This is a genomic window from Bradyrhizobium sp. STM 3566, assembly GCF_045571445.1.
GTDB classification, from domain to species: domain Bacteria; phylum Pseudomonadota; class Alphaproteobacteria; order Rhizobiales; family Xanthobacteraceae; genus Bradyrhizobium; species Bradyrhizobium vignae.
In genome coordinates, this window is sequence record NZ_CP120692.1 from 1,646,707 (window position 1) to 1,664,399 (window position 17,693).

A 17,693-nucleotide genomic window follows, 5' to 3' on the forward strand; every position below is an offset into this window, starting at 1 on the left:
TTTGGCCCATGGCAGCCGCATCCCACTGCAGAGGCTCTGTCGGCTCTCAGGGGTAGACCGGACCAGCCTTAACCCGAGCCAAACCGTCGCGATTGACCCATCGGCGAAATTACTCCTCTGGCACCCCGGCCAGACGCATGCCCTGAATGACGCGCCTGCCTTGCTCGCGAAACGTCGGATCATCGCTAAATGGAATACTCCTCAAGCGACGAATGGTGAGAGTTGGATTAAGCGCAAGCGCCTTGTTCGTGGAAGCCCGCGCCTCATCCAGTTTTCCGAGATGGGCAAGCGCAGCGGCGAGGTCCAAATGCGCTATGGGATTGTTCGGGTTACTATTCAGACCTCGACGAAACCATACAACTGCTTCGGCGTCGGCTCCTAGCAGCAATTTGCTGAACCCGACCCACGTCATCCATCGATATGTACCTTCATCACGGGAGACAAGCGCATTGCCTTGTGTACATGTGCCTCTGTTTCTTTGGCGAGTCCGATAAAGGCTTTGGCGCAACCAATGAAAGCATGGGCCTCCGCCAAATTCGGGTTTAATTCCAACGCGTGCTCGCATTCCGCGATGCCTTCCATCGCGCGTTTGGTACACAATAAGACAGAACCCAAAAATGCGTGAGCAAGGGCATGCTGCGGCGCCAAGTATATCGCCTTGTTCAAGTCCGCCTCGGCCGCGGCAAAAAGCGCGTCCGTCGGCGAGAAAAAAGCCAGCTCTTGTTACGTCGACAGCTCCGATGCCCACCAGCGCCTCAACGTTGTCTGGATCAAGCTCTAAAGCACGTTCGAAAAAGCTTCGTGCCTGCGCCATGTGGGCAGGGGTCACACCTTTGTTCCAGCGAGCCATACACTGGAAGTACAAGTCTAGGGCGCTCGGGTGCAATGAGTGTTCCGATCGCCTCGCCTCAGCGGCGATAAGCTGAGCATTCAACGCGTTGGCCAATCTCGATACAATTTCATCTTGCATCTCGAAGAGATCACAGATCGGCTTATCAAAACGGTCGGCCCAAAGGTGAGCGCCTGATTCGGCATCGACAAACTGCACGTTCACCCGGAGCTGGTTCGCGCTCCGCTGCACCGAGCCTTCCAGCACATAGAGAACATGCAACTCGCGGCCGATCTGCTTTAAGTCGATTGACTTTCCCTTATAGGAAAATGCGGTGTGGCGACCGATAACGAACAAGCCCCTGATGCGGGACAAGTCGGTAGTAAGGCTCTCCGTCACGCCATCGACGAAATAGTCCTGCTCGGGATCGCCGCCGATGTTTGCGAACGGCAGCACCACCATAGACAAGCGTGACGCTCGGGTGGGATAGGTGTCGTGCCGCCGCCCTTTGCTGTCGAGGCAAACTTATCTCGAGCTACGGCATAGGCACGAACCGGACGAGCGATGTTTTTGAGGTGCTGGTCGCCCAGGTCGGCGAAGTCAACCTCGATCTTGCCCGCTACTTGATCGTAGGCAGAAGACGAGATGCAGATGCCGCCAGGGTCTGCGATGCCCTCAAGCCTCGCCGCAATGTTAACTCCATCTCCAAATATGTCATGGGGCTCAACGATTACGTCGCCAACATTGATGCCGACCCGGAAAGCAATTCGCCGGTCCTCGACGCGCATGAGAACGTCGGTTTCTGAAGGCGTCAGCCGCGCAGCACAGCGGGCAGTGACAAGGCCGTCCGGGACTTCTATCGACCAGTTCACACGGTCGCCATCGCGCTCCAATCGGAGGCGATAGCCATCGTACTTAAGTTCGTGAAGCCAGTCGGGGCCTGGCCTGGCACCGCAATGCTCTTGGTGGACAGGCAAAACTCAAAAGAACGCATTTGGAAAAAATAGGGACATTCCCAATAGATTGCTACGATTCCGAATTCCGGAACCCCCAGTTCAGCAGACTGCGCAGCCAAAGTCCGGTCCTAACAGATCAGCGGAATGATGCGGCTTTCCGAACCTCTTCGCCTTCGGGCCACAAGGCAACATTGAACCTTGCAACGAGCACGCACGCAGTCCGTCCAGCCGGCCAGTTCGTGTGGATCGCCGCGACAGCAAATTCGGTCAATACAATCGCAGCCACGGGACAAAAAACCGTCGGCGCGGCTCGTAAATAACCTCTGCAAGCCGTCACACGTCACAATCATCCGGACCAATTCCATGAACCGCACTGCCAAACTCGCAGCGTTGACAATCGGAGCAAGCCTCATGACCCACGTTGCCTCAGCGGCCCCGAACGTCGCGACTGATCCCCGGATCGATCCGCAGATCCGGTCATTCCTGGCCAAGATCAACAAGGACAGCAGCCCCTTCTGGGAGCTGCCGCAACCCAAACCGCAGGAAGTCTTCACCGGACTCCAGTCGCAGACACCCGTCGAGATATCGGGCGTCACGACAACCGAGAAGACTGTCACTCAAGATGGTCGAGTGGTCAAATTGTACATTATGAAGCCTGAGCACCTGAGCGGAAAACCAGGTGTACTGCTTTTCATACATGGCGGCGTCTGGATCGTCGGCAATTTCGTAAATCACCAGCGCCTGCTGCGCGATCTTGTCGTCGGCTCTGGGCAGATTGGCGTGTTCGTCGAGTACACGCCCTTGCCGGCGGCCAAATTCCCGACCCAGTTGGACGAGTGCTACGCCGCACTGAAGTGGGTTTCCGAGCACGCCAGCGAGTTTGGCTCCGATGGTAGTCGTATTGCTGTGGCCGGCAACTCGGTCGGTGGCAACATGACCGCCGCCCTTGCTCTCATGACCAAGGACCGCCAGGGGCCGAGGATCACCTACCAGGTGCTGCTCATTCCGGCGACCGACGCCAGTGTCGATACTGCGTCATACCACGAGTACGGGGCTGGCCGTTTCCTGTCGCGTTCTTTCATGAAGTATGGATGGGATCTTTACGCTCCCGACGCAAAGACCCGCGATAACCCCTATGTCTCACCGCTCCGCGCCAGCACTCACGAGCTCGAGGGATTGCCGCCCGCGCTCGTCATCACGGCCGAGAACGATCCGCTGCGCGGTGAGGGCGAAGCCTATGCGCGCAAGCTGAAAGATGCGGGTGTCAGCGTTGATGCCGTTCGCTACAACGGAACGATCCACGACTTCGTGCTGCTGAACGCCCTGCGAAATCTTCCCTCCACCGAGGCGGCGATCGATCAGGTGAGCCGGGGCGTGCGCCGACATCTCGAACTTGCGACGAACTAACCGTCTATGGCGCGGCGGCGATTGCCGCTGCGCCAACTTTCATCGCGCCTTTCAGTGATCGACTCGTAGCAGGAGCCACGGCCGCTCGGGTCACCCCTGGTCCGACAGCGACATGGATATGCACGACGGACAAAAACCAAGATCAACGAGCTATTGCTCTCGTTCGTCGCTCGGTAACCTATCGATCCGCAGGCCATGCTTTCTGAGCTGAGAGAGGACAACCTGAGACTCGAGTCGGCAATGCGCCGCGCCCACAAAATATGCGATGACAGCCATGACATTGCGACGACGAGCCTGCTTGAGACTTGGATCGACGAAGCTGAAGGACGCAGTTGGTTCCTCTACTAGACGGTACGCGGATCATCAGACGCCAACGAGCGTATGTAATGGACGGAGCAGAGGGATAAGAGTGTTAGCTGTCGTAGCACCCAGACGACCTGAGCAGTCGGGAGGCTGGGTATTTTCTGAAGCCTTCGGAAGACAGGGTATACGACAAGTCAGCTCAAACCTAAACTTAAGCCATCATGAGAGTGTGAACTTAGACTATATACAACAGTCAGGCCTGTCCGGCGTCCAAGATAGCGTCATCAACGAGATTGCTCTGTCTGTTCTGCGCGAAATGTCAGATCCAACGCCATCTGGGCGTATGCTGGTCGAAACCGCATCCCTCTTTTTGGCTGCAAGGCTCCTTCACGAGCACTCGGAAAGCCCGCTGCATCGCTTGCAACGCGAGCCAGGATTAGGGCTTGATAACGTAAGACTGCGACGAGTCCTTGCCTACATTGAAGACCACCTCACTGAGGAGATTACGGTAAGCGATCTTGCGAGCATCGCTTGTCTCAGCGTGTTCCATTTTACGCGCGCATTTGCGGCCAGTACCGGGGCACCGCCCCATTGCTATGTTAAAGGACGCCGGCTGGAGCGCGCCAAAAAGCTCCTCACGGCGGGGAAGCTGTCTCTCAGTGAGATCGCCTTCGATTGTCAGTTCTCATCACAATCTAGTTTTACGCGCGCATTTCGACGGGCTACTGGCGTGACGCCGGCTACCTACAAGCGGACCATACGTTAGGATAAAGCAACTATTTGACGTCTACGCGGCCGATGGTTGGTGGACTCACGGCAATCCACGATCAATCCTGCTGTGAACAACGCGATTCAATCGTGAGCGTCATCCAGGGACCACGCACTGAGGGCTGATCTGGTCGGCTAAGAATATCTCGCGGAATGGTTTGTCGCGGGGTCACAATGTCCAAGGATAGTCGTAAGGATAGCGATAAGGATAGGCATACGTCTATCCTTGAAGACGGCGCCGACACGCTGCAGCGCATCGAGATCATCACGGGGACGGGCCGGCGTCGGCGCTGGTCGACCGACGCGAAGGCGGCGATTGTTGCGGAGAGTTTTGCGCCGGGGGCGAGCGTGTCCGCGGTGGCGCGGCGGCACGATATCAGTCCAAGCCTGTTGTTTCTCTGGCGTCGCCAGGCAACGCAGGCGCAAGTCGCGGAGCGCGGGGACAGAGGCATGCTACCTGGCTTTGTGCCGGCCGCGATCATCGGCTGCGGGAGCAAATTGCCGAGTGGGGAGCAGGCGGCGATCGAGATCGAGGTCGGCGCGGTTCGGATCCGTGTCAGGGGGACAATCGACCGGCGGGCACTGTGCGAGGTGCTGGCGGCAGTCGGGGCGATTGGTCGATGATCGGGCTTCGATCTGGGTTGTCGATCTGGATTGCGACGCAGCCGGTCGATTTCCGCCGCGGCATGGACTCATTGGCGATGCTGGTGAGCGAGGCCTTTGGCCGATCCGTTCGACGGCGGACTTTATGTCTTCTCCAAGCGCCGAGATCGCGTGAAGATCCTGACCTGGGATGGGAGCGGCCTTGTCCTTTACTACAAAAGAATCGAGGGACAGTTCACCTGGCCGCCGATCAAGGGAGGCGTCATGCCGCTATCTCATGCTCAGCTCTCGGTGCTGCTCGATGGCTCGGACTGGAAGCGTCTGCCGATGCGAGTTGTGGATCAGCCACTACGAGCTGGTTGATCCTTATTAAGAGTCGTTCGTCACTCATGCGGAGTTGTTGTAGAATCACTCTGCATGAGTGATTTGCCTTTCGATCCAGCATTGCTCCGTCAAACCGTGATAGTGCTATCGTCACGGCTTGCGGCGTTGTCGGCGGAATGCAGCTCGCTTTCGGCCGAGCGTGATGCGGCAATCGCCCAACGCGACGCTGCGATCCAGGAGAACGACAAGCTCCTGATGATCCTGTCCCAGTACAAGCGCACGATCTTCGGTCCCCGCTCCGAGACACTGGATCTCGGACAGCTGTCTCTCTTCACCATCACGGCACAGGCGGTTCGTGCCGCCGCCAACGACGACGTGACCGGAGGCAGGCTGCCCGACGGAGCGGAGGACCGTGGAAAGCGACCGGCGCGACGCAACCGTGGGAAGCTTCCGGAGCATTTGCCGCGCATCGATGTCGTGATCGATATGGAGAGCCAGATCTGCCCCTGCTGCGGCGAGCAGCTGCACAAGATCGGGGAGACCGTCAAGGAAGCCTTCGACGTCATTCCGATGCAGTACCGGGTCAAGCGCATTGTGCGCCCGCGGTACGGCTGCCGGGGATGCCGCCAGGGTGTCCTGCAGGCACCCGCGCCGGCCCAGGCGATCGACGGTGGGATGGTGACGGAAGCGTTGCTGGCCCACATCGCGGTGATGAAATACGGGTACCAGCTGCCGCTGTATCGCCAGGAACAGATGTTTGCCGCCCAAGGCATCACGCTCGACCGGCAAACGCTGGCCTCGTGGATGGGCCGCGCCGCCTGGTGGCTGAAGCCGCTTCACACGTTGTTGCGCGACACAGTGATGTCCTACCCGCGGCTGTTTGCCGACGAGACGCCGCTGCCAGTTCTCGATCCCGGCCGTGGCCGGACCAAAGTCTGCCAGTTCTGGGCGATCGCCACCGATGACCGTCCGTGGGGTGGCCCGGCGCCGCCGGCGGTGGTCTACATGTTTGCCGAGGATCGCAAGGCGATCCGCGCCAAGCAGCTGTTCGGGGACTACCACGGCATCCTGCAGGTCGACGGCTATGCCGCCTACAAGGGCCTGATCAAGAACGGCGGCCATCTGGTGCAGCTCGCGTTCTGCTTTGCGCATGCGCGGCGGAAGTTCTGGGACGTTCACGTCGCGACGAAGTCGCCGATTGCCGCGGAAGCGCTGCAACGGATCGCGATGTTCTACGCCATTGAGGATCGCATCCGCGGTCTGCCAGCGGCGCATCGGGCTGCGGTGCGGCAAACCAACACCAAGCCGCTGATCGAGGACTTCAAACCCTGGCTCGAAGCGCGACTGCTGGAAGTCTCGAAGAAGTCCGGTCTGGGCAAAGCCATCCGCTACACCCTCAACCATTGGGACGGCCTGACGCGCTTCATCGATGACGGACGCATCGAAATAGACAGCAATACGGTCGAGCGCAGCATCAAGCCGATAGGCCTGGGAAAGAAGAACTACTTGTTCGCCGGCAATGAAGGCGGCGCCGAGACATGGGCCATTCTCGCCTCGCTCATCAACTCGGCAAAGCTGCAAGACATCGACCCGCGGCACTATCTGACCGATGTTCTCGAGCGCATCGTCTCTGGACGCACCAAGATCAATCAGCTGAACACGCTGCTGCCGTGGAATTGGAAGGCCGAACGCGACGGTTCGGAGGCAAAGCTCGCCGCTTGATCAGTTCGACGGCAAGGCGTCAGGAACTTCCTGCGCATCGCTGGCGTCGTCGTAGATCTCTTCGCGGATCACGCGCAGCGTCACCTCGTGCAGATACACTTGCAGCGCACCCTCCAGCTCGGTGAACTCCGGCAGCAGGACTCGATCGACGAAGCCTCGTGATGCACGGACCATCACCGTGTTGCGTCGCTGCCGGTGATAACGAAACGGCCGCAGCCCATATCGGCGGCAAAGCGCCAGAAAAAGATGCCGAGACCATTGGTCGGGAAGTGAGAATTGCTGTTCGATCGGTGGATCGTGGCGAGCGAGTTCCTCGACCCTAGCTCGCACCCGCTGCAGCGCGGCTTCCGCCGCAAGGCGCTCACCAGCAGTTCCGGCACCTGCGAACAAGGCCTCGATCTTCCGAAGCTTCTCGCGCAGCTGCGACTCGCTGGTCATTCTGATCTCGTTACCCGCTCCGAACCAGGGTCACCCCATCACCGCGCGCCGGCGGCGTCAATCATCCCGACCGCGCTATCCAAAGCATTCCGCGCAAGTCAAGCCCGGGCACCGGTGATACTATCGTGACGCTCACGGTTGCCATCAGCACCATCTGGGCGATGAAGATCGCCAGCGACGCATGCGTCTCGTCGATCTTGACGAAATTCGTGAGATAGGTCGCGAGGAAGCCGAGCACGAGATAGTTCGACAGCGTGTGGCTCATGAGGATGCTGATGAAGAACAGCATGCGGCGCCACTGGCTGCGGACCACGGCCGAGAGCGGTGGGGCTTCCGTGCGCAGACGCCGGCGTTCTTCTTCCGATGATGATCTACGCGTCGAGCTTCCTGATCCGGCCGCTCGGCGGGATCGTCATGGGACGCGTGGGTGATCGCCTGGGGCGCCGTACCGCCCTCTTCATCTCGGTGAGCGGCATGTGTCTGGTCACTGCGGCGACCGCGTTCCTGCCGAGCTACGCCGTCGCCGGCAGCTTTGCGACCGCGGGTCTCGTGCTCTGCCGCCTGGCGCAGGGCTTCTTCGCCGGCGGCGAGTACACGGCCGCGACCGCCTATATCGTCGAGCAGGGAGACAGCAGGCACCGCGCGCTCCGCGCCTCCTTCTCCCCGGTGGCCGCTTATGCCGGCACCGCGATTGCGGTCGGCATCTTCACGCTCGTCTCGGCCATCATCGGTGCGGAGAGCATGGCGGCCTGGGGCTGGCGCCTGATGTTCGGGCTCGGCGTGCCGCTCGGGCTTCTCGGTCTCTGGATCCGCACCCAGATCGATGAATCGCCGGAGTTTCTGGCGATCGAGTAGAAATCCGAGACCTTTCCGAAAGCAATGGCTGCGGGCTTGGTGAGATTTTGGCTCATCGCACAAAATTTTCTGTTGTGCCTTCTGGCGCGTGTTCGATGGAGAGTCACCCATGAAGCTGGATGGGATCGACATCAAGATCCTCCACGAACTCCAGAAGAACGGTCGCATCACCAATGTCGAGCTTGCCGAGCTGGTGAATTTGTCGCCCACCGCTTGTCTCGTGCGTGTGAAGAGACTGCAGGCCGAGGGCTACATCGAGGGCTACGCTGCCCAGATCAACGCGCGCAAGCTCGGACAGACGCTGACCGTGTTCACCGAGGTGACGTTGAAGAACCATCGACAGGCCGACTTTGCCCGTTTCCAGTCGGCGGTCGACAAGATCGACCAGCTGAGAGAGTGTCATCTGGTCTCCGGAGGTTACGACTACATGCTGAAGTTCGTCACCGCCAGCGTCGGCGAGTACCAGGCGATCATGGAGCGTCTGACCGCCATGGACATCGGTATCGACAAGTATTTCAGTTTCGTCGTCCTCAAATCGCCGATCGTGCGCTCCCAGATGCCGCTGACCAGCCTCTTTCCGGCTTGACCAGCTGCTGCACCAACCGCTTCTACCGTTGGCTATAGGCGCGCAATTCGTCGGCATCCTGTTTCAAATTGTCGAGCCAGTCGGGATCGAGCTTCGGGACCGAGGAGAACAATAGCCGGGTATAAGGGTGCTGTGGCGCCGAGAGCCGGGTCGTCGTGATCTGCTCGACCTTCTGACCGCGATACATCACGATGATTTCGTCGCAGATCGCCTCGACGACCGACAGATCGTGGCTGATGAAGATGTAGGAGATACCAAGCTCGCGCTGAAGCTCCTTGAGAAGCTCGACGACCGCGGCTGCCACGACCGTATCGAGAGCCGACGTGATTTCGTCGCACAGGATGAGCGTGGGCTCGGCGGCGAGTGCCCGGGCAAAATTCACACGCTGCTTTTGGCCGCCTGACAGCTCTCCCGGCAACCGATGGCGCACGGATTTTGGCAGGCGCACGAGATCGAGAAGTTCGTTGACGCGCGCATCGCGCGCCTTGCCCCTCATGCCGTGGTAGAAGGTGAGGGGACGCCTCAGGATGTCTCCCACCGACTTCGCCGGATTGAGCGCGGTGTCCGCGTGCTGGAATACGATCTGGATCTCGCGGAGTTCGTTGCGGGTGCGGTTGCGGCCGGCCTTTCCCAATTCGCGTCCATTGAAGACGATATTGCCCGCATGAGCCGGCAGAATTCCGGCAATCGCCCTGGCGAGGGTCGACTTGCCGCAGCCGGACTCGCCGATGATGCCGAGATTTCGTCCCCGATCCAGCTTGAGGCTGACAGCCTGGACAGCATTGATCAGCGGCTGTCCATCGCGCGAGCGAGGTCCATAGCCGACCGTCAGATTGTCGACCTCGAGCAAGGGGCGCTTCGTCGCGCCGTCGTTGTCAGGCGCCCGCTGCTGTGTCTTCGGCCTGAATGCGGCCAGCAACTGCCTCGTATAGGGGTGCTGAGCGTCTTCCAGGATCTGATCCGTCGTCCCCGTTTCCTGGACCGTGCCGTCCTTGAGGACGACGATCCTGTCGGCGATCTGGGCGACCACGGCCAGATCGTGCGAGACGTAGACACCGGCGATGTTGTGCTGCGCCGTGACGGACTTGAATGCGCGCAGCACCTCGACCTGGGTCGTGACATCGAGCGCCGTGGTGGGCTCGTCGAAGATGACGACCTTCGGCTGGCCGATCAGGGCCATCGCGGCGGCGAGCCGCTGCAACTGGCCACCGGAGACCTGGTGCGGATAGCGGTTGCCGATCGTCTCGGGCTCCGGCAACGATAGCGCTTTGAAGAGTAAGAGCGCTTTCGCCTGCGCCTCGGCTGCGGACATGAGCCTGTGGATCCGCGCCACCCCGGTGACCTGGTCCATGATGGTCAGTGCGGGGTTGAAGGCGGCTGCAGCGCTCTGCGGCACATAGGCCACGCACGTCCCGCGAATCTTGGCGCGTTCGGCTTCCGACAGGCTCACCATGTCCATACCGGCCACGCGCACCTCGCCGCCGGTGATCGCGCAGCCTTGCCGCGCGTAGCCCATGAGCGTCATGGCGATGGTGGTCTTGCCCGAGCCGCTCTCGCCGATGAGAGCGACGATCTCGCCTCTGGCGATGTCGAGGTCGACACCCTTGATGATCTCGACCCGCCTGCCGGCATCGGTCGTTGCCTCAACCCTGAGGTTGCGGATCTCGACGAGATTTACTGTCATTCGGCGCCCCGGTCGCGGATCCTGCGTGGCAAATTGTCGATCAGGAGGTTGACGCTGATCGTGAGGCTCGCGATGGCGAGCGAAGGAAAGATGACGGCCGGTGCGCCAAAGGGCAGGCCGGCGATGTTCTCGCGAACAAGCGCGCCCCAGTCCGCGTAGGGCGGTTGCACGCCGAGGCCGAGAAAGGACAGGCTGGAGAGCAGCAGCACAATGAAGACGAAGCGCAGGCCAAGATCGGCAAGCACGGGCCCGAGAATGTTGGGAAGAATCTCGGAGGCGATGAGATAGGGCAGGCGTTCGCCCCGGATGCGGGCGACGACGATGAAATCCATCGTATTGACGTTGACGGCAAGCGCACGGGCGAAGCGATAGGCGCCTGGCGTGTAGATCACCGACAGCGTCCCGATCAGTGCCGGGATCGACGAGCCGACGGCGGCGACCACGACGAGGCCGAACAGCTTGCTCGGTATCGAGTTGAGCGCATCGAGAAAGCGGCTCAGCATGCTGTCGTACCATCCCCCGGCGACGGCTGCGGTCATGCCGAGCGCGACGCCGCTGAAGCAGGCGATGGTGACGGCGGCGAGGGAGATGCCGAGCGTGTAGCGGGCGCCCATCAGGATGCGCGAGAAGATATCCCGGCCGAGATAGTCCGAGCCGAACCACAGGTCCCGGCTCATGGGTCCAAAATAGTCGGTATCGACGATCTCGCCGACGGAATGCGGGATGATGCGCGGAGCGAACAGGGCGATGCCGGTCCAGAGAAGGATGATGCCGAGGGCCGACATGCCCACGAGGTTGAAGCGATAGCCCAATCGCATGCCCAGCCGCTCAGTCGAGGTTGAATCCGTCATCGCAGCCTCGGATTGGACAGGACGGCGACGATGTCGGCAGCCGTGATCAATGCCAGGTAACCCAGGCAGAAGATCATCGCGCATGTCTGGATCAGCGGGAGGTCGCGGGTCGAAACGGCATCGACCATCAGTTTTGCGACGCCGGGATAGTTGAAGACGGTCTCCACGATGATCACGCCGCCGAGCAGATAAGACAGCGAGAGCGCGACCGCGTTGACGATCGGACCGAGCGCATTGGGCAATGCATGTCTCAGCACGATCCGGGGACGCGAGGCGCCCTTGAGGAGCGCCATCTCGACGTAAGGGGTGTTCAATGTCTCGACTACCGCGGCGCGGGTCATGCGGATCATCTGCGCCGAAACGCCGAATGTCAGCGTCATAACCGGCATGGCGTAGATCCGAACCAGGTCATGGACCGACTTGACCTCGTTGGTGAGCGACAGGGCCGGGAGCCATTTGAGATAGACCGCGAAGAGTAGCACCGCGAGCGTCGCGATCATGAACTCCGGCACCGAGATGATGCCGATGGTCCCGACGGTCACGATGCGGTCGTACAGCGTGCCGCGCCATATCGCAGCAGTGATGCCGAGCGTGAGCGCGAGGGGCACCGCGATCGAGGCGGTCAGCCCTGCAAGCTTCATCGTGTTGACGAACCGGCCGCGTATCAGAGTGGCGACCGGGACATTGTTCGCGTAGGACGTGCCGAAATCGCTCTGGAAGAGGCCGGCCATCCATTTCAGGAAGCGAATGATTGCGGGATCGTTGAGATGCATTGCCTTGCGCAGGCCCTCGACGGCTTCCGGAGTCGCGGACTGCCCGAGCAGGATCGTGGCGGTATCGCCGGGCAGGAGCGCGGTCGCAAAGAAGACAGCAAAGGAAACGATCACGAGCGTGATCAAGGCGATGAGAAGTCGTCTCACCACGAGGAAGGAAACCTGTTTTTTCACATTCGTGCTCCGATGCCACACCGATCATTCCTGTCAGCTCGGGCTGCCACCCCGGCATACCGAGCGGTGATCTCGCCTTTGCGCCGCTCAGGCGGTCAGCCAGACGTATTCGGCGAAGGCGTAGCCCATCATGCCGCCGAGCGGATTGGGCTCGAGTCCCTTCAGCTTGGCGGTGATGGCATCCACGTTGGAGATGTAGGCTGGGATGATGGTGCCGGCTTGTTCCGACACCAGGACCTGCATCTCGTTGTAGATCTCGTGACGCTTGGCCTGATCGAGCGAGCCGCGAGCCTCGACCAGCATCTTGTCGAATTTTTCCGAGGTGAAGCGGCTCTCGTTCCACGGCGCATCCGACTTGTAGAGCAGGGAGAACAGGATGTCGGGTGTCGGACGCGGGTTGATGTTGCCGAAATGGATCGGCGCCTTCAGCCAGTAATTGCTCCAGTAGCCATCGGGGGGCACGCGCTTCATATCGAGCTTCATGCCGATCTGGGCGGCGCTGGCCTGGATGATCATGGCCATGTCGATCGCCGAACCGGGTGCATCCGAGGTGATGACCTCGACGGTCTGACCGAGCACACCGGCCTTCTGGAAATGGAATTTGGCCTTGTCCGGGTCGAACGATTTCGGCTTGAGTGCGGCATTGTGGTAGACGTTGGCGGGCGACACGGGTTGGTCGTTGCCGACGACGCCAAAGCCGCGCAGCGCCGATTTGACAATCTGCTCGCGGTTGACGACGTATTTCATGCCCTCCACGAAATCCCTGTTGTTGCCGGGCGCCATGTCCATGCGGATGTTCAGGTTGGTGTAGGTGCCCGACGTGGTCGCGGACAGCGCGAAGCCGCTCTGGCCGTCGAGGAGGCGCACCGATCGCGGGTTGATCGAGGCGGCGAGGTGAATGTCGCCGGACAGCAGGGCATTGATCCGGGCGTTTTCATCGGGAATCGCGAAGAACTCGAATGAATCGACGTTCGGGCCACCTTTGAAGTAGTTCGGGTTCCGCACGCCGATCGAGCGCTCGCCGGGAGTAAACTGCTTGCACTTGAACGCGCCGGTCCCGTTGCCCGAGGAGAAATCGGTCGTGCCGTCGGCCACGATCATGAAGTGATGCATGGACAGGATCGTCGGCAGGTCCGCGTTGGGGCTCGCCAGCGTGACCTCGATGGTCGTCTTGTCGACGGCCTTGAAGTCGGTCATCTGGGACGCGATCGCAGCCACCTTCGATCCGGTGGCCTTGTCCAGATGGCGCTTCAGCGAGAAGATGACGTCGTCGGCGCTGAGGTCCTTACCATTATGGAAGGTGACACCTTTCTTCAGCTTGATCGTCCAGGTCTTGGCATCGCCGCTCTCGATTGACTCGGCGAGCTCCATCTGGGGCACGCCGCTCTGGTCGAGAAACGTCAGGCGGTTGTAGAACGAGCAGCAGCGAACATAGTCGGTCGAGAGCGAGGCCTTGGCCGGGTCGAGCGTGTCCGCGGTCGATGACGACCAGGCCGCGGCTTTCAGGGCGCCGCCCTTCACGGGTGTTGCCGCCACCGCCTCCGATGCGCGGCCGAAGATGGTGCCGGCGGCAGCCACGGCCACACCATTTGCGAGCATCATCTTCAGCAGGTCGCGACGCGAGGCTCCGCGGCGGATCGCGTTCTCGATCGTGGCATCGTCTGAACCAGACCAGTTTGTCGTCGTATCGCTCATGTCAATCCCTCGTCGCTGGCTAAGGCTACGGCTCGTACTGCGGTGAGCGGCAGATTGTTCTGTCGCGCATTGTGGTGGATGCCGGCGCGGTCCCTTAAAACGACCGTGCCGCGCCTTCACTCAGGATTGCATTCTTTCCCGCGATCGAAGTCTCGCAGGATAGTTCCGCGGCTTTGGCCGAAAAAATCGCGAGCCGCGGCACAAAATTGCGAAGTTGCCGCTGTTTCTAGTATTTCGGACCTGCGTCCAGCCGGCTCATTGTGCATGCCTATTAATGTTGCAGCGAGGCGCGAACTTCGGCATCGGCCAGCGTATCGTCGAGCGTCCTAGCGGTGCGCTCGACGATGGCGTCGATCTCGGACTCGGAGCAGCAGAGGGGCGGAGCACAGCCCAGTACGCCCGTCGGGAAAGCGCGGATGACGAGACCCTGCTTCCAGGCGCGGTCGAGGATGCGTTTTGCCGGCTCGGCCGCAGCGGGAAACGACGTCTTGCGTTGCTTGTCGGTGACGAGTTTGACCGCGGCCAGCATGCCGCGCCCGCGGACGTTGGCTCGGCATAGAATGCGGCGACGCGGAGGCGTCCGTCACGGTCGCTCCCTTGGCTGATCTCAGCACCTTGACGCCGGCCGCTTCGTGACCCCGGTACGAGGCGATCGGGTGGATGGGATGGGCACGATCGCGTTCAATGAGCGAATTGCTGAGCATCAAGTCACCGTTCATCCGAAAGCCTGGCTGGCGAGGGCGAAGGTGGTCAATGGCCCGCAGGATCGCGCAACGATGGGACGCTGCATGGCAATCCCTTCGTCAACCCGGGCCAGTCCCTGGTCCGCGAGCCAGGCGCTCAGTTGAGGGCGTTCAGCCGTATCCACGCGGACGAAGCGTCCTTCGCTTTGGGCCATGAAGAATTCAATCAGCGCTTTCGCGTCATCGACGTTTGCGGCGACCACGGGGCCGATCACCTCACCTCTGCCGAAGGCGCGTGAGGCTGCAAATCCGGCGATTCCCTGGCCGCGATCGAGCACGGCCAGCTGGCCGACCTTCGCAATTGCACGCAGCAGATCTCTTCGATCGGCGGCGTAGGCACTCTTGTCCAGCTCGATGATCCCGAAGATATCGTGCGCCTCGGCCGGCCGAACTTTGGCGGGCGACGCAACATGCCGCACCTGACCCTGGTGCTGGACAATTGCTCCGGTCTGCCAAAAACCGAGCTTCCGATAGAGCGGGGTGCCCTCACGCGTTGCGATCAGCCTCAGCGTACGCGGCCCCGCCAATGAGATGACCGCTTCCATGAGCTGTCGGCCCAATCCGCGCCCGCGGGCTGCTTCATCGACAATGACCATGTTGACGGTCGCGACGTCCCGCTTGTAGGGCGTCATCAGGATCGTTCCGACCACGCTTCTGCTATCGGCGTCGAGCGCGACGAACCCAGCGCTCAGGTCGAGCGCCAATTGCCAGTCCTCGAGGCGGTGCGGCCAGCTGGCCTGACGCGAAAGGCGCAATGCGCCTTCGAGATGCTCAGGCTGGAAAGCGGTGAGCGAGATGGTGCTCTGGGTCATCGACTGGTTTTCCTGTCGGGAGCCAGTGTCGTATCTCGGCGATGGGTAAATCGGCTGAAGGCCGCAGCGCGAACGACATCTTCCACCGCAGCCGGTGGAAAAGCCGCATCTTATGCCGCCTTGGCGCTCTATTGTTGCCGCCCTGACATTGCGCGAGCGCACCAGGACAGGGATGATGAGCCAGTTTCGCCCGAAATACGTAACCTTCGACTGCTACGGCACACTGACCAATTTCCAGATGGCGGAAGCTGCGCAGGATCTCTATCGCGCGCATCTCCCCGAGGCGCAGATGGCTGCCCTCGTCAGGGATTTCGCGGCCTATCGGCTCGACGAGATTCTCGGTGACTGGAAGCCCTATGCGGACGTGATCCACAACGCGCTGGTGCGCGCCTGCAGGCGGAATCACGTCGCCTTCAAGGCCGAGCATGCGCAGATGGTCTACGACCGCGTGCCGAGTTGGGGACCGCATCCCGACGTTCCTGCCGGCCTTGCCAAGGTCGCCAAGGAGATTCCGCTCGTCATCCTCTCCAACGCGATGAATGCGCAGCTGCCGTCCAATGTGGCCAAGCTTGGGGCGCCCTTTCACGCCGCGCTCACCGCCGAACAGGCCCAATCCTACAAGCCGCGCATGAAAGGCTTCGAGTTCATGTTCGATACGCTGGGCTGCGGTCCGGAGGACGTGGTGCACTGCTCCTCGTCCTTCCGGTACGACCTGATGACGGCGCACGACCTCGGCATCAAGAACAAGGTGTGGGTCAATCGGGGGCACGAGCCCGCGAATCCCTATTACGGCTATGTCGAGATCAAGGACATCGGCGGGCTCCCGGCCGTGTTCGGGCTCTGAGCCGGCGGGACCTGCGGTGAAATACGTCTCCTATTGGCACGATACCGCACCAGGCTTCTCAGGTGGCGCCGAAGGTCCGGTCGAGGGGCACTATGACGTTGCGGTGATCGGCGGCGGCTTCACTGGCCTCGGAGCTGCGCGCCAGCTCGCGAAGGCGGGAACGAAGGTCATCGTTCTCGAAGCAGACCGGGTGATCGGCGGCGCTTCGGGCCGGAACGGCGGGCATCTCAACAATGGTCTGGCCCACAGCTATCTCGCTGCCAAGGCGGAATTGGGCAAGGAGCGCGCCATCGCCCTCTACCGTGCGCTCGACGCCTCGATCGACACGCTCGAGGCGCTGATTGCGGAGGAAGGGATCGATTGCAATTTCCGCCGGGCCGGCAAGCTGAAGCTCGCCTCCAAGCCGAAGCACTTCGATGCCATCGCTCGGAACTTTGACGCGGTCCATCGTGAAGTCGATCCGGACACCGCCTTGCTGTCTCCCAAGGGTCTGAGCGGGGAGATCGGCTCGCCGTTCTTCGGCGCGATGCTGTCGAAGAAGAGCGCGATGATGCATATGGGCCGCTATGGCGTCGGGCTCGCCGAGGCGGCCAAGCGCCGCGGTGCGGTCATCTTCGAGAAGGCACCGGTCACGTCGCAAGCGCGAGAAGGATCGCGCCATCACCTGACGACGCCGCGCGGCAGCGTCACCGCCGATCAGGTGCTGCTGGCGACCGGCGCCTACACCACGCCGAACTTCGGCTATTTCCGTCGGCGCATCGTTACCGTCGGCAGCTTCATCATCGCGACCCGTCCGTTGGACGCGGCCGAAATCGCGGCCACCATGCCGGGCAACCGCACCTGCGTTACCTCGATGAATGTCGGAAATTATTTCCGGCTGGCTCCCGACAATCGCCTCATCTTTGGCGGACGGGCGCGCTTCTCGGCGACATCCGATCAGCGTTCCGACGCCAAGAGCGGCGCCATTCTCGCCAATGGTCTCACGCGGCTCTTCCCGCAACTCGCCGGCATACCGATCGACTATTGCTGGGGCGGGCTCGTCGACATGACCAGCGACCGCTTCCCGCGCGCCGGCTATCGGGACGGGCTCTGGTATGCGATGGGCTATTCGGGTCATGGCGCGCAGCTCTCGACCCATCTCGGCATGACCATCGCCGACGCGATGCTCGGACGTGAAGATCAAAATCCGATGAAGGGCCTCGATTGGCCGGCCGTGCCCGGCCATTTCGGCAAGCCATGGTTCCTGCCGCTGGTCGGAATGAACTACAAGATGCTGGATCACGTGCGATAGTTCGAAGCTGGCAAGAGCGCGGTCAGGCGCTCTTG

Annotated in this window: 19 protein-coding genes and 1 pseudogene; 10 read left to right on the forward strand and 10 right to left on the reverse strand. The window is 61.3% G+C overall.

Annotated elements, in window-relative coordinates; translation table 11 throughout:
- Nucleotides 1-109: 109 nt before the first annotated feature.
- The gene (locus tag P6U27_RS07870; protein WP_407194420.1) at nt 110-1,291 is read right to left on the reverse strand and encodes a tetratricopeptide repeat protein; all 1,182 of its coding nucleotides are present in this window, start codon (nt 1,289-1,291) and stop codon (nt 110-112) included.
- On the reverse strand, nt 1,225-1,617 hold the full coding sequence (locus P6U27_RS07875; RefSeq protein WP_244608004.1) for an adenylate/guanylate cyclase domain-containing protein: 393 nt from the start codon (nt 1,615-1,617) through the stop codon (nt 1,225-1,227). The genes P6U27_RS07870 and P6U27_RS07875 overlap by 67 nt, the downstream gene beginning before the upstream one ends.
- 531 nt (nt 1,618-2,148) lie before the next feature.
- Here P6U27_RS07875 and P6U27_RS07880 point away from each other — a divergent pair.
- The 6 genes from P6U27_RS07880 (at nt 2,149) to tnpC (ending at nt 6,912) form a co-directional block, all read left to right on the forward strand.
- The gene (locus P6U27_RS07880) at nt 2,149-3,192 is read left to right on the forward strand and encodes an alpha/beta hydrolase (RefSeq protein ID WP_407193834.1); all 1,044 of its coding nucleotides are present in this window, start codon (nt 2,149-2,151) and stop codon (nt 3,190-3,192) included.
- Between the two features lie 195 nt (nt 3,193-3,387).
- Entirely contained in the window at nt 3,388-3,540 is a 153-nt protein-coding gene (locus P6U27_RS07885) for a hypothetical protein (protein ID WP_122401587.1), read from the forward strand.
- Nucleotides 3,541-3,838: 298 nt separating this feature from the next.
- A complete protein-coding gene (locus P6U27_RS07890; protein ID WP_407194421.1) occupies nt 3,839-4,261 on the forward strand; it encodes a helix-turn-helix domain-containing protein in 423 nt (140 codons plus the stop codon).
- A gap of 248 nt (nt 4,262-4,509) precedes the next feature.
- The gene (gene tnpA / locus P6U27_RS07895) at nt 4,510-4,887 is read left to right on the forward strand and encodes an IS66-like element accessory protein TnpA (RefSeq protein WP_283809960.1); all 378 of its coding nucleotides are present in this window, start codon (nt 4,510-4,512) and stop codon (nt 4,885-4,887) included.
- A gap of 96 nt (nt 4,888-4,983) precedes the next feature.
- Entirely contained in the window at nt 4,984-5,229 is a 246-nt protein-coding gene (gene tnpB / locus P6U27_RS07900; protein WP_407193835.1) for an IS66 family insertion sequence element accessory protein TnpB, read from the forward strand.
- 54 nt (nt 5,230-5,283) lie between these two features.
- Entirely contained in the window at nt 5,284-6,912 is a 1,629-nt protein-coding gene (gene tnpC / locus P6U27_RS07905) for an IS66 family transposase (protein WP_164937306.1), read from the forward strand.
- On the opposite strand, the gene P6U27_RS07910 is transcribed toward tnpC, so the two are convergent.
- Both P6U27_RS07910 and P6U27_RS07915 read right to left on the reverse strand, forming a co-directional pair.
- A complete protein-coding gene (locus P6U27_RS07910) occupies nt 6,913-7,350 on the reverse strand; it encodes a hypothetical protein (protein WP_061882017.1) in 438 nt (145 codons plus the stop codon).
- A gap of 61 nt (nt 7,351-7,411) precedes the next feature.
- The gene (locus tag P6U27_RS07915) at nt 7,412-7,639 is read right to left on the reverse strand and encodes a hypothetical protein (RefSeq protein WP_129144697.1); all 228 of its coding nucleotides are present in this window, start codon (nt 7,637-7,639) and stop codon (nt 7,412-7,414) included.
- A 74-nt stretch (nt 7,640-7,713) separates the two neighbouring features.
- Here P6U27_RS07915 and P6U27_RS07920 point away from each other — a divergent pair, with 74 nt between their 5' ends.
- Together P6U27_RS07920 and P6U27_RS07925 are read left to right on the forward strand one after the other, a co-directional pair.
- Entirely contained in the window at nt 7,714-8,205 is a 492-nt protein-coding gene (locus tag P6U27_RS07920; protein WP_129144696.1) for an MFS transporter, read from the forward strand.
- Nucleotides 8,206-8,314: 109 nt separating this feature from the next.
- Nucleotides 8,315-8,791, forward strand: a complete 477-nt coding sequence (locus P6U27_RS07925) for an Lrp/AsnC family transcriptional regulator (protein WP_129144695.1) — start codon at nt 8,315-8,317, stop codon at nt 8,789-8,791.
- A 22-nt stretch (nt 8,792-8,813) separates the two neighbouring features.
- Here P6U27_RS07925 and P6U27_RS07930 read toward each other — a convergent pair whose 3' ends face one another.
- The 6 genes and pseudogenes from P6U27_RS07930 to P6U27_RS07955 form a co-directional block, all read right to left on the reverse strand.
- A complete protein-coding gene (locus tag P6U27_RS07930; RefSeq protein WP_129144694.1) occupies nt 8,814-10,475 on the reverse strand; it encodes an ABC transporter ATP-binding protein in 1,662 nt (553 codons plus the stop codon).
- Nucleotides 10,472-11,326, reverse strand: coding sequence for an ABC transporter permease (locus tag P6U27_RS07935; RefSeq protein WP_407193836.1), 855 nt, complete (start codon nt 11,324-11,326; stop codon nt 10,472-10,474). Before P6U27_RS07935 ends, P6U27_RS07930 begins: the two co-directional genes overlap by 4 nt.
- A complete protein-coding gene (locus P6U27_RS07940) occupies nt 11,323-12,273 on the reverse strand; it encodes an ABC transporter permease (RefSeq protein ID WP_122401690.1) in 951 nt (316 codons plus the stop codon). Before P6U27_RS07940 ends, P6U27_RS07935 begins: the two co-directional genes overlap by 4 nt.
- 87 nt (nt 12,274-12,360) lie before the next feature.
- On the reverse strand, nt 12,361-13,968 hold the full coding sequence (locus tag P6U27_RS07945; RefSeq protein WP_122401691.1) for an ABC transporter substrate-binding protein: 1,608 nt from the start codon (nt 13,966-13,968) through the stop codon (nt 12,361-12,363).
- Between the two features lie 271 nt (nt 13,969-14,239).
- Nucleotides 14,240-14,515, reverse strand: a pseudogene (locus P6U27_RS07950) (aspartate aminotransferase family protein); the annotation flags it as partial.
- 168 nt (nt 14,516-14,683) lie between these two features.
- Complete coding sequence (locus tag P6U27_RS07955) at nt 14,684-15,523, reverse strand: GNAT family N-acetyltransferase (RefSeq protein ID WP_122401693.1); 840 nt, start codon at nt 15,521-15,523, stop codon at nt 14,684-14,686.
- Nucleotides 15,524-15,698: 175 nt separating this feature from the next.
- Here P6U27_RS07955 and P6U27_RS07960 point away from each other — a divergent pair, with 175 nt between their 5' ends.
- Together P6U27_RS07960 and P6U27_RS07965 are read left to right on the forward strand one after the other, a co-directional pair.
- Entirely contained in the window at nt 15,699-16,367 is a 669-nt protein-coding gene (locus P6U27_RS07960; protein ID WP_407193837.1) for a haloacid dehalogenase type II, read from the forward strand.
- Between the two features lie 16 nt (nt 16,368-16,383).
- On the forward strand, nt 16,384-17,658 hold the full coding sequence (locus P6U27_RS07965) for an NAD(P)/FAD-dependent oxidoreductase (RefSeq protein ID WP_407193838.1): 1,275 nt from the start codon (nt 16,384-16,386) through the stop codon (nt 17,656-17,658).
- The last annotated feature ends 35 nt before the right edge of the window (nt 17,659-17,693 follow it).

What these genes read in the sequence shown, in the direction of transcription:
- P6U27_RS07870 (WP_407194420.1), bottom strand. Translation starts at nt 1,291, where the DNA reads ATGGTGGTGCTGCCGTTCGCAAACATCGGCGGCGATCCCGAGCAGGAC.
- P6U27_RS07875 (WP_244608004.1), bottom strand. Translation starts at nt 1,617, where the DNA reads ATGCGCGTCGAGGACCGGCGAATTGCTTTCCGGGTCGGCATCAATGTT.
- P6U27_RS07880 (WP_407193834.1), top strand. Translation starts at nt 2,149, where the DNA reads ATGAACCGCACTGCCAAACTCGCAGCGTTGACAATCGGAGCAAGCCTC.
- P6U27_RS07885 (WP_122401587.1), top strand. Translation starts at nt 3,388, where the DNA reads ATGCTTTCTGAGCTGAGAGAGGACAACCTGAGACTCGAGTCGGCAATG.
- P6U27_RS07890 (WP_407194421.1), top strand. Translation starts at nt 3,839, where the DNA reads ATGCTGGTCGAAACCGCATCCCTCTTTTTGGCTGCAAGGCTCCTTCAC.
- tnpC (WP_164937306.1), top strand. Translation starts at nt 5,284, where the DNA reads ATGAGTGATTTGCCTTTCGATCCAGCATTGCTCCGTCAAACCGTGATA.
- P6U27_RS07910 (WP_061882017.1), bottom strand. Translation starts at nt 7,350, where the DNA reads ATGACCAGCGAGTCGCAGCTGCGCGAGAAGCTTCGGAAGATCGAGGCC.
- P6U27_RS07915 (WP_129144697.1), bottom strand. Translation starts at nt 7,639, where the DNA reads ATGCTGTTCTTCATCAGCATCCTCATGAGCCACACGCTGTCGAACTAT.
- P6U27_RS07920 (WP_129144696.1), top strand. Translation starts at nt 7,714, where the DNA reads ATGATGATCTACGCGTCGAGCTTCCTGATCCGGCCGCTCGGCGGGATC.
- P6U27_RS07925 (WP_129144695.1), top strand. Translation starts at nt 8,315, where the DNA reads ATGAAGCTGGATGGGATCGACATCAAGATCCTCCACGAACTCCAGAAG.
- P6U27_RS07930 (WP_129144694.1), bottom strand. Translation starts at nt 10,475, where the DNA reads ATGACAGTAAATCTCGTCGAGATCCGCAACCTCAGGGTTGAGGCAACG.
- P6U27_RS07935 (WP_407193836.1), bottom strand. Translation starts at nt 11,326, where the DNA reads ATGACGGATTCAACCTCGACTGAGCGGCTGGGCATGCGATTGGGCTAT.
- P6U27_RS07945 (WP_122401691.1), bottom strand. Translation starts at nt 13,968, where the DNA reads ATGAGCGATACGACGACAAACTGGTCTGGTTCAGACGATGCCACGATC.
- P6U27_RS07955 (WP_122401693.1), bottom strand. Translation starts at nt 15,523, where the DNA reads ATGACCCAGAGCACCATCTCGCTCACCGCTTTCCAGCCTGAGCATCTC.
- P6U27_RS07960 (WP_407193837.1), top strand. Translation starts at nt 15,699, where the DNA reads ATGAGCCAGTTTCGCCCGAAATACGTAACCTTCGACTGCTACGGCACA.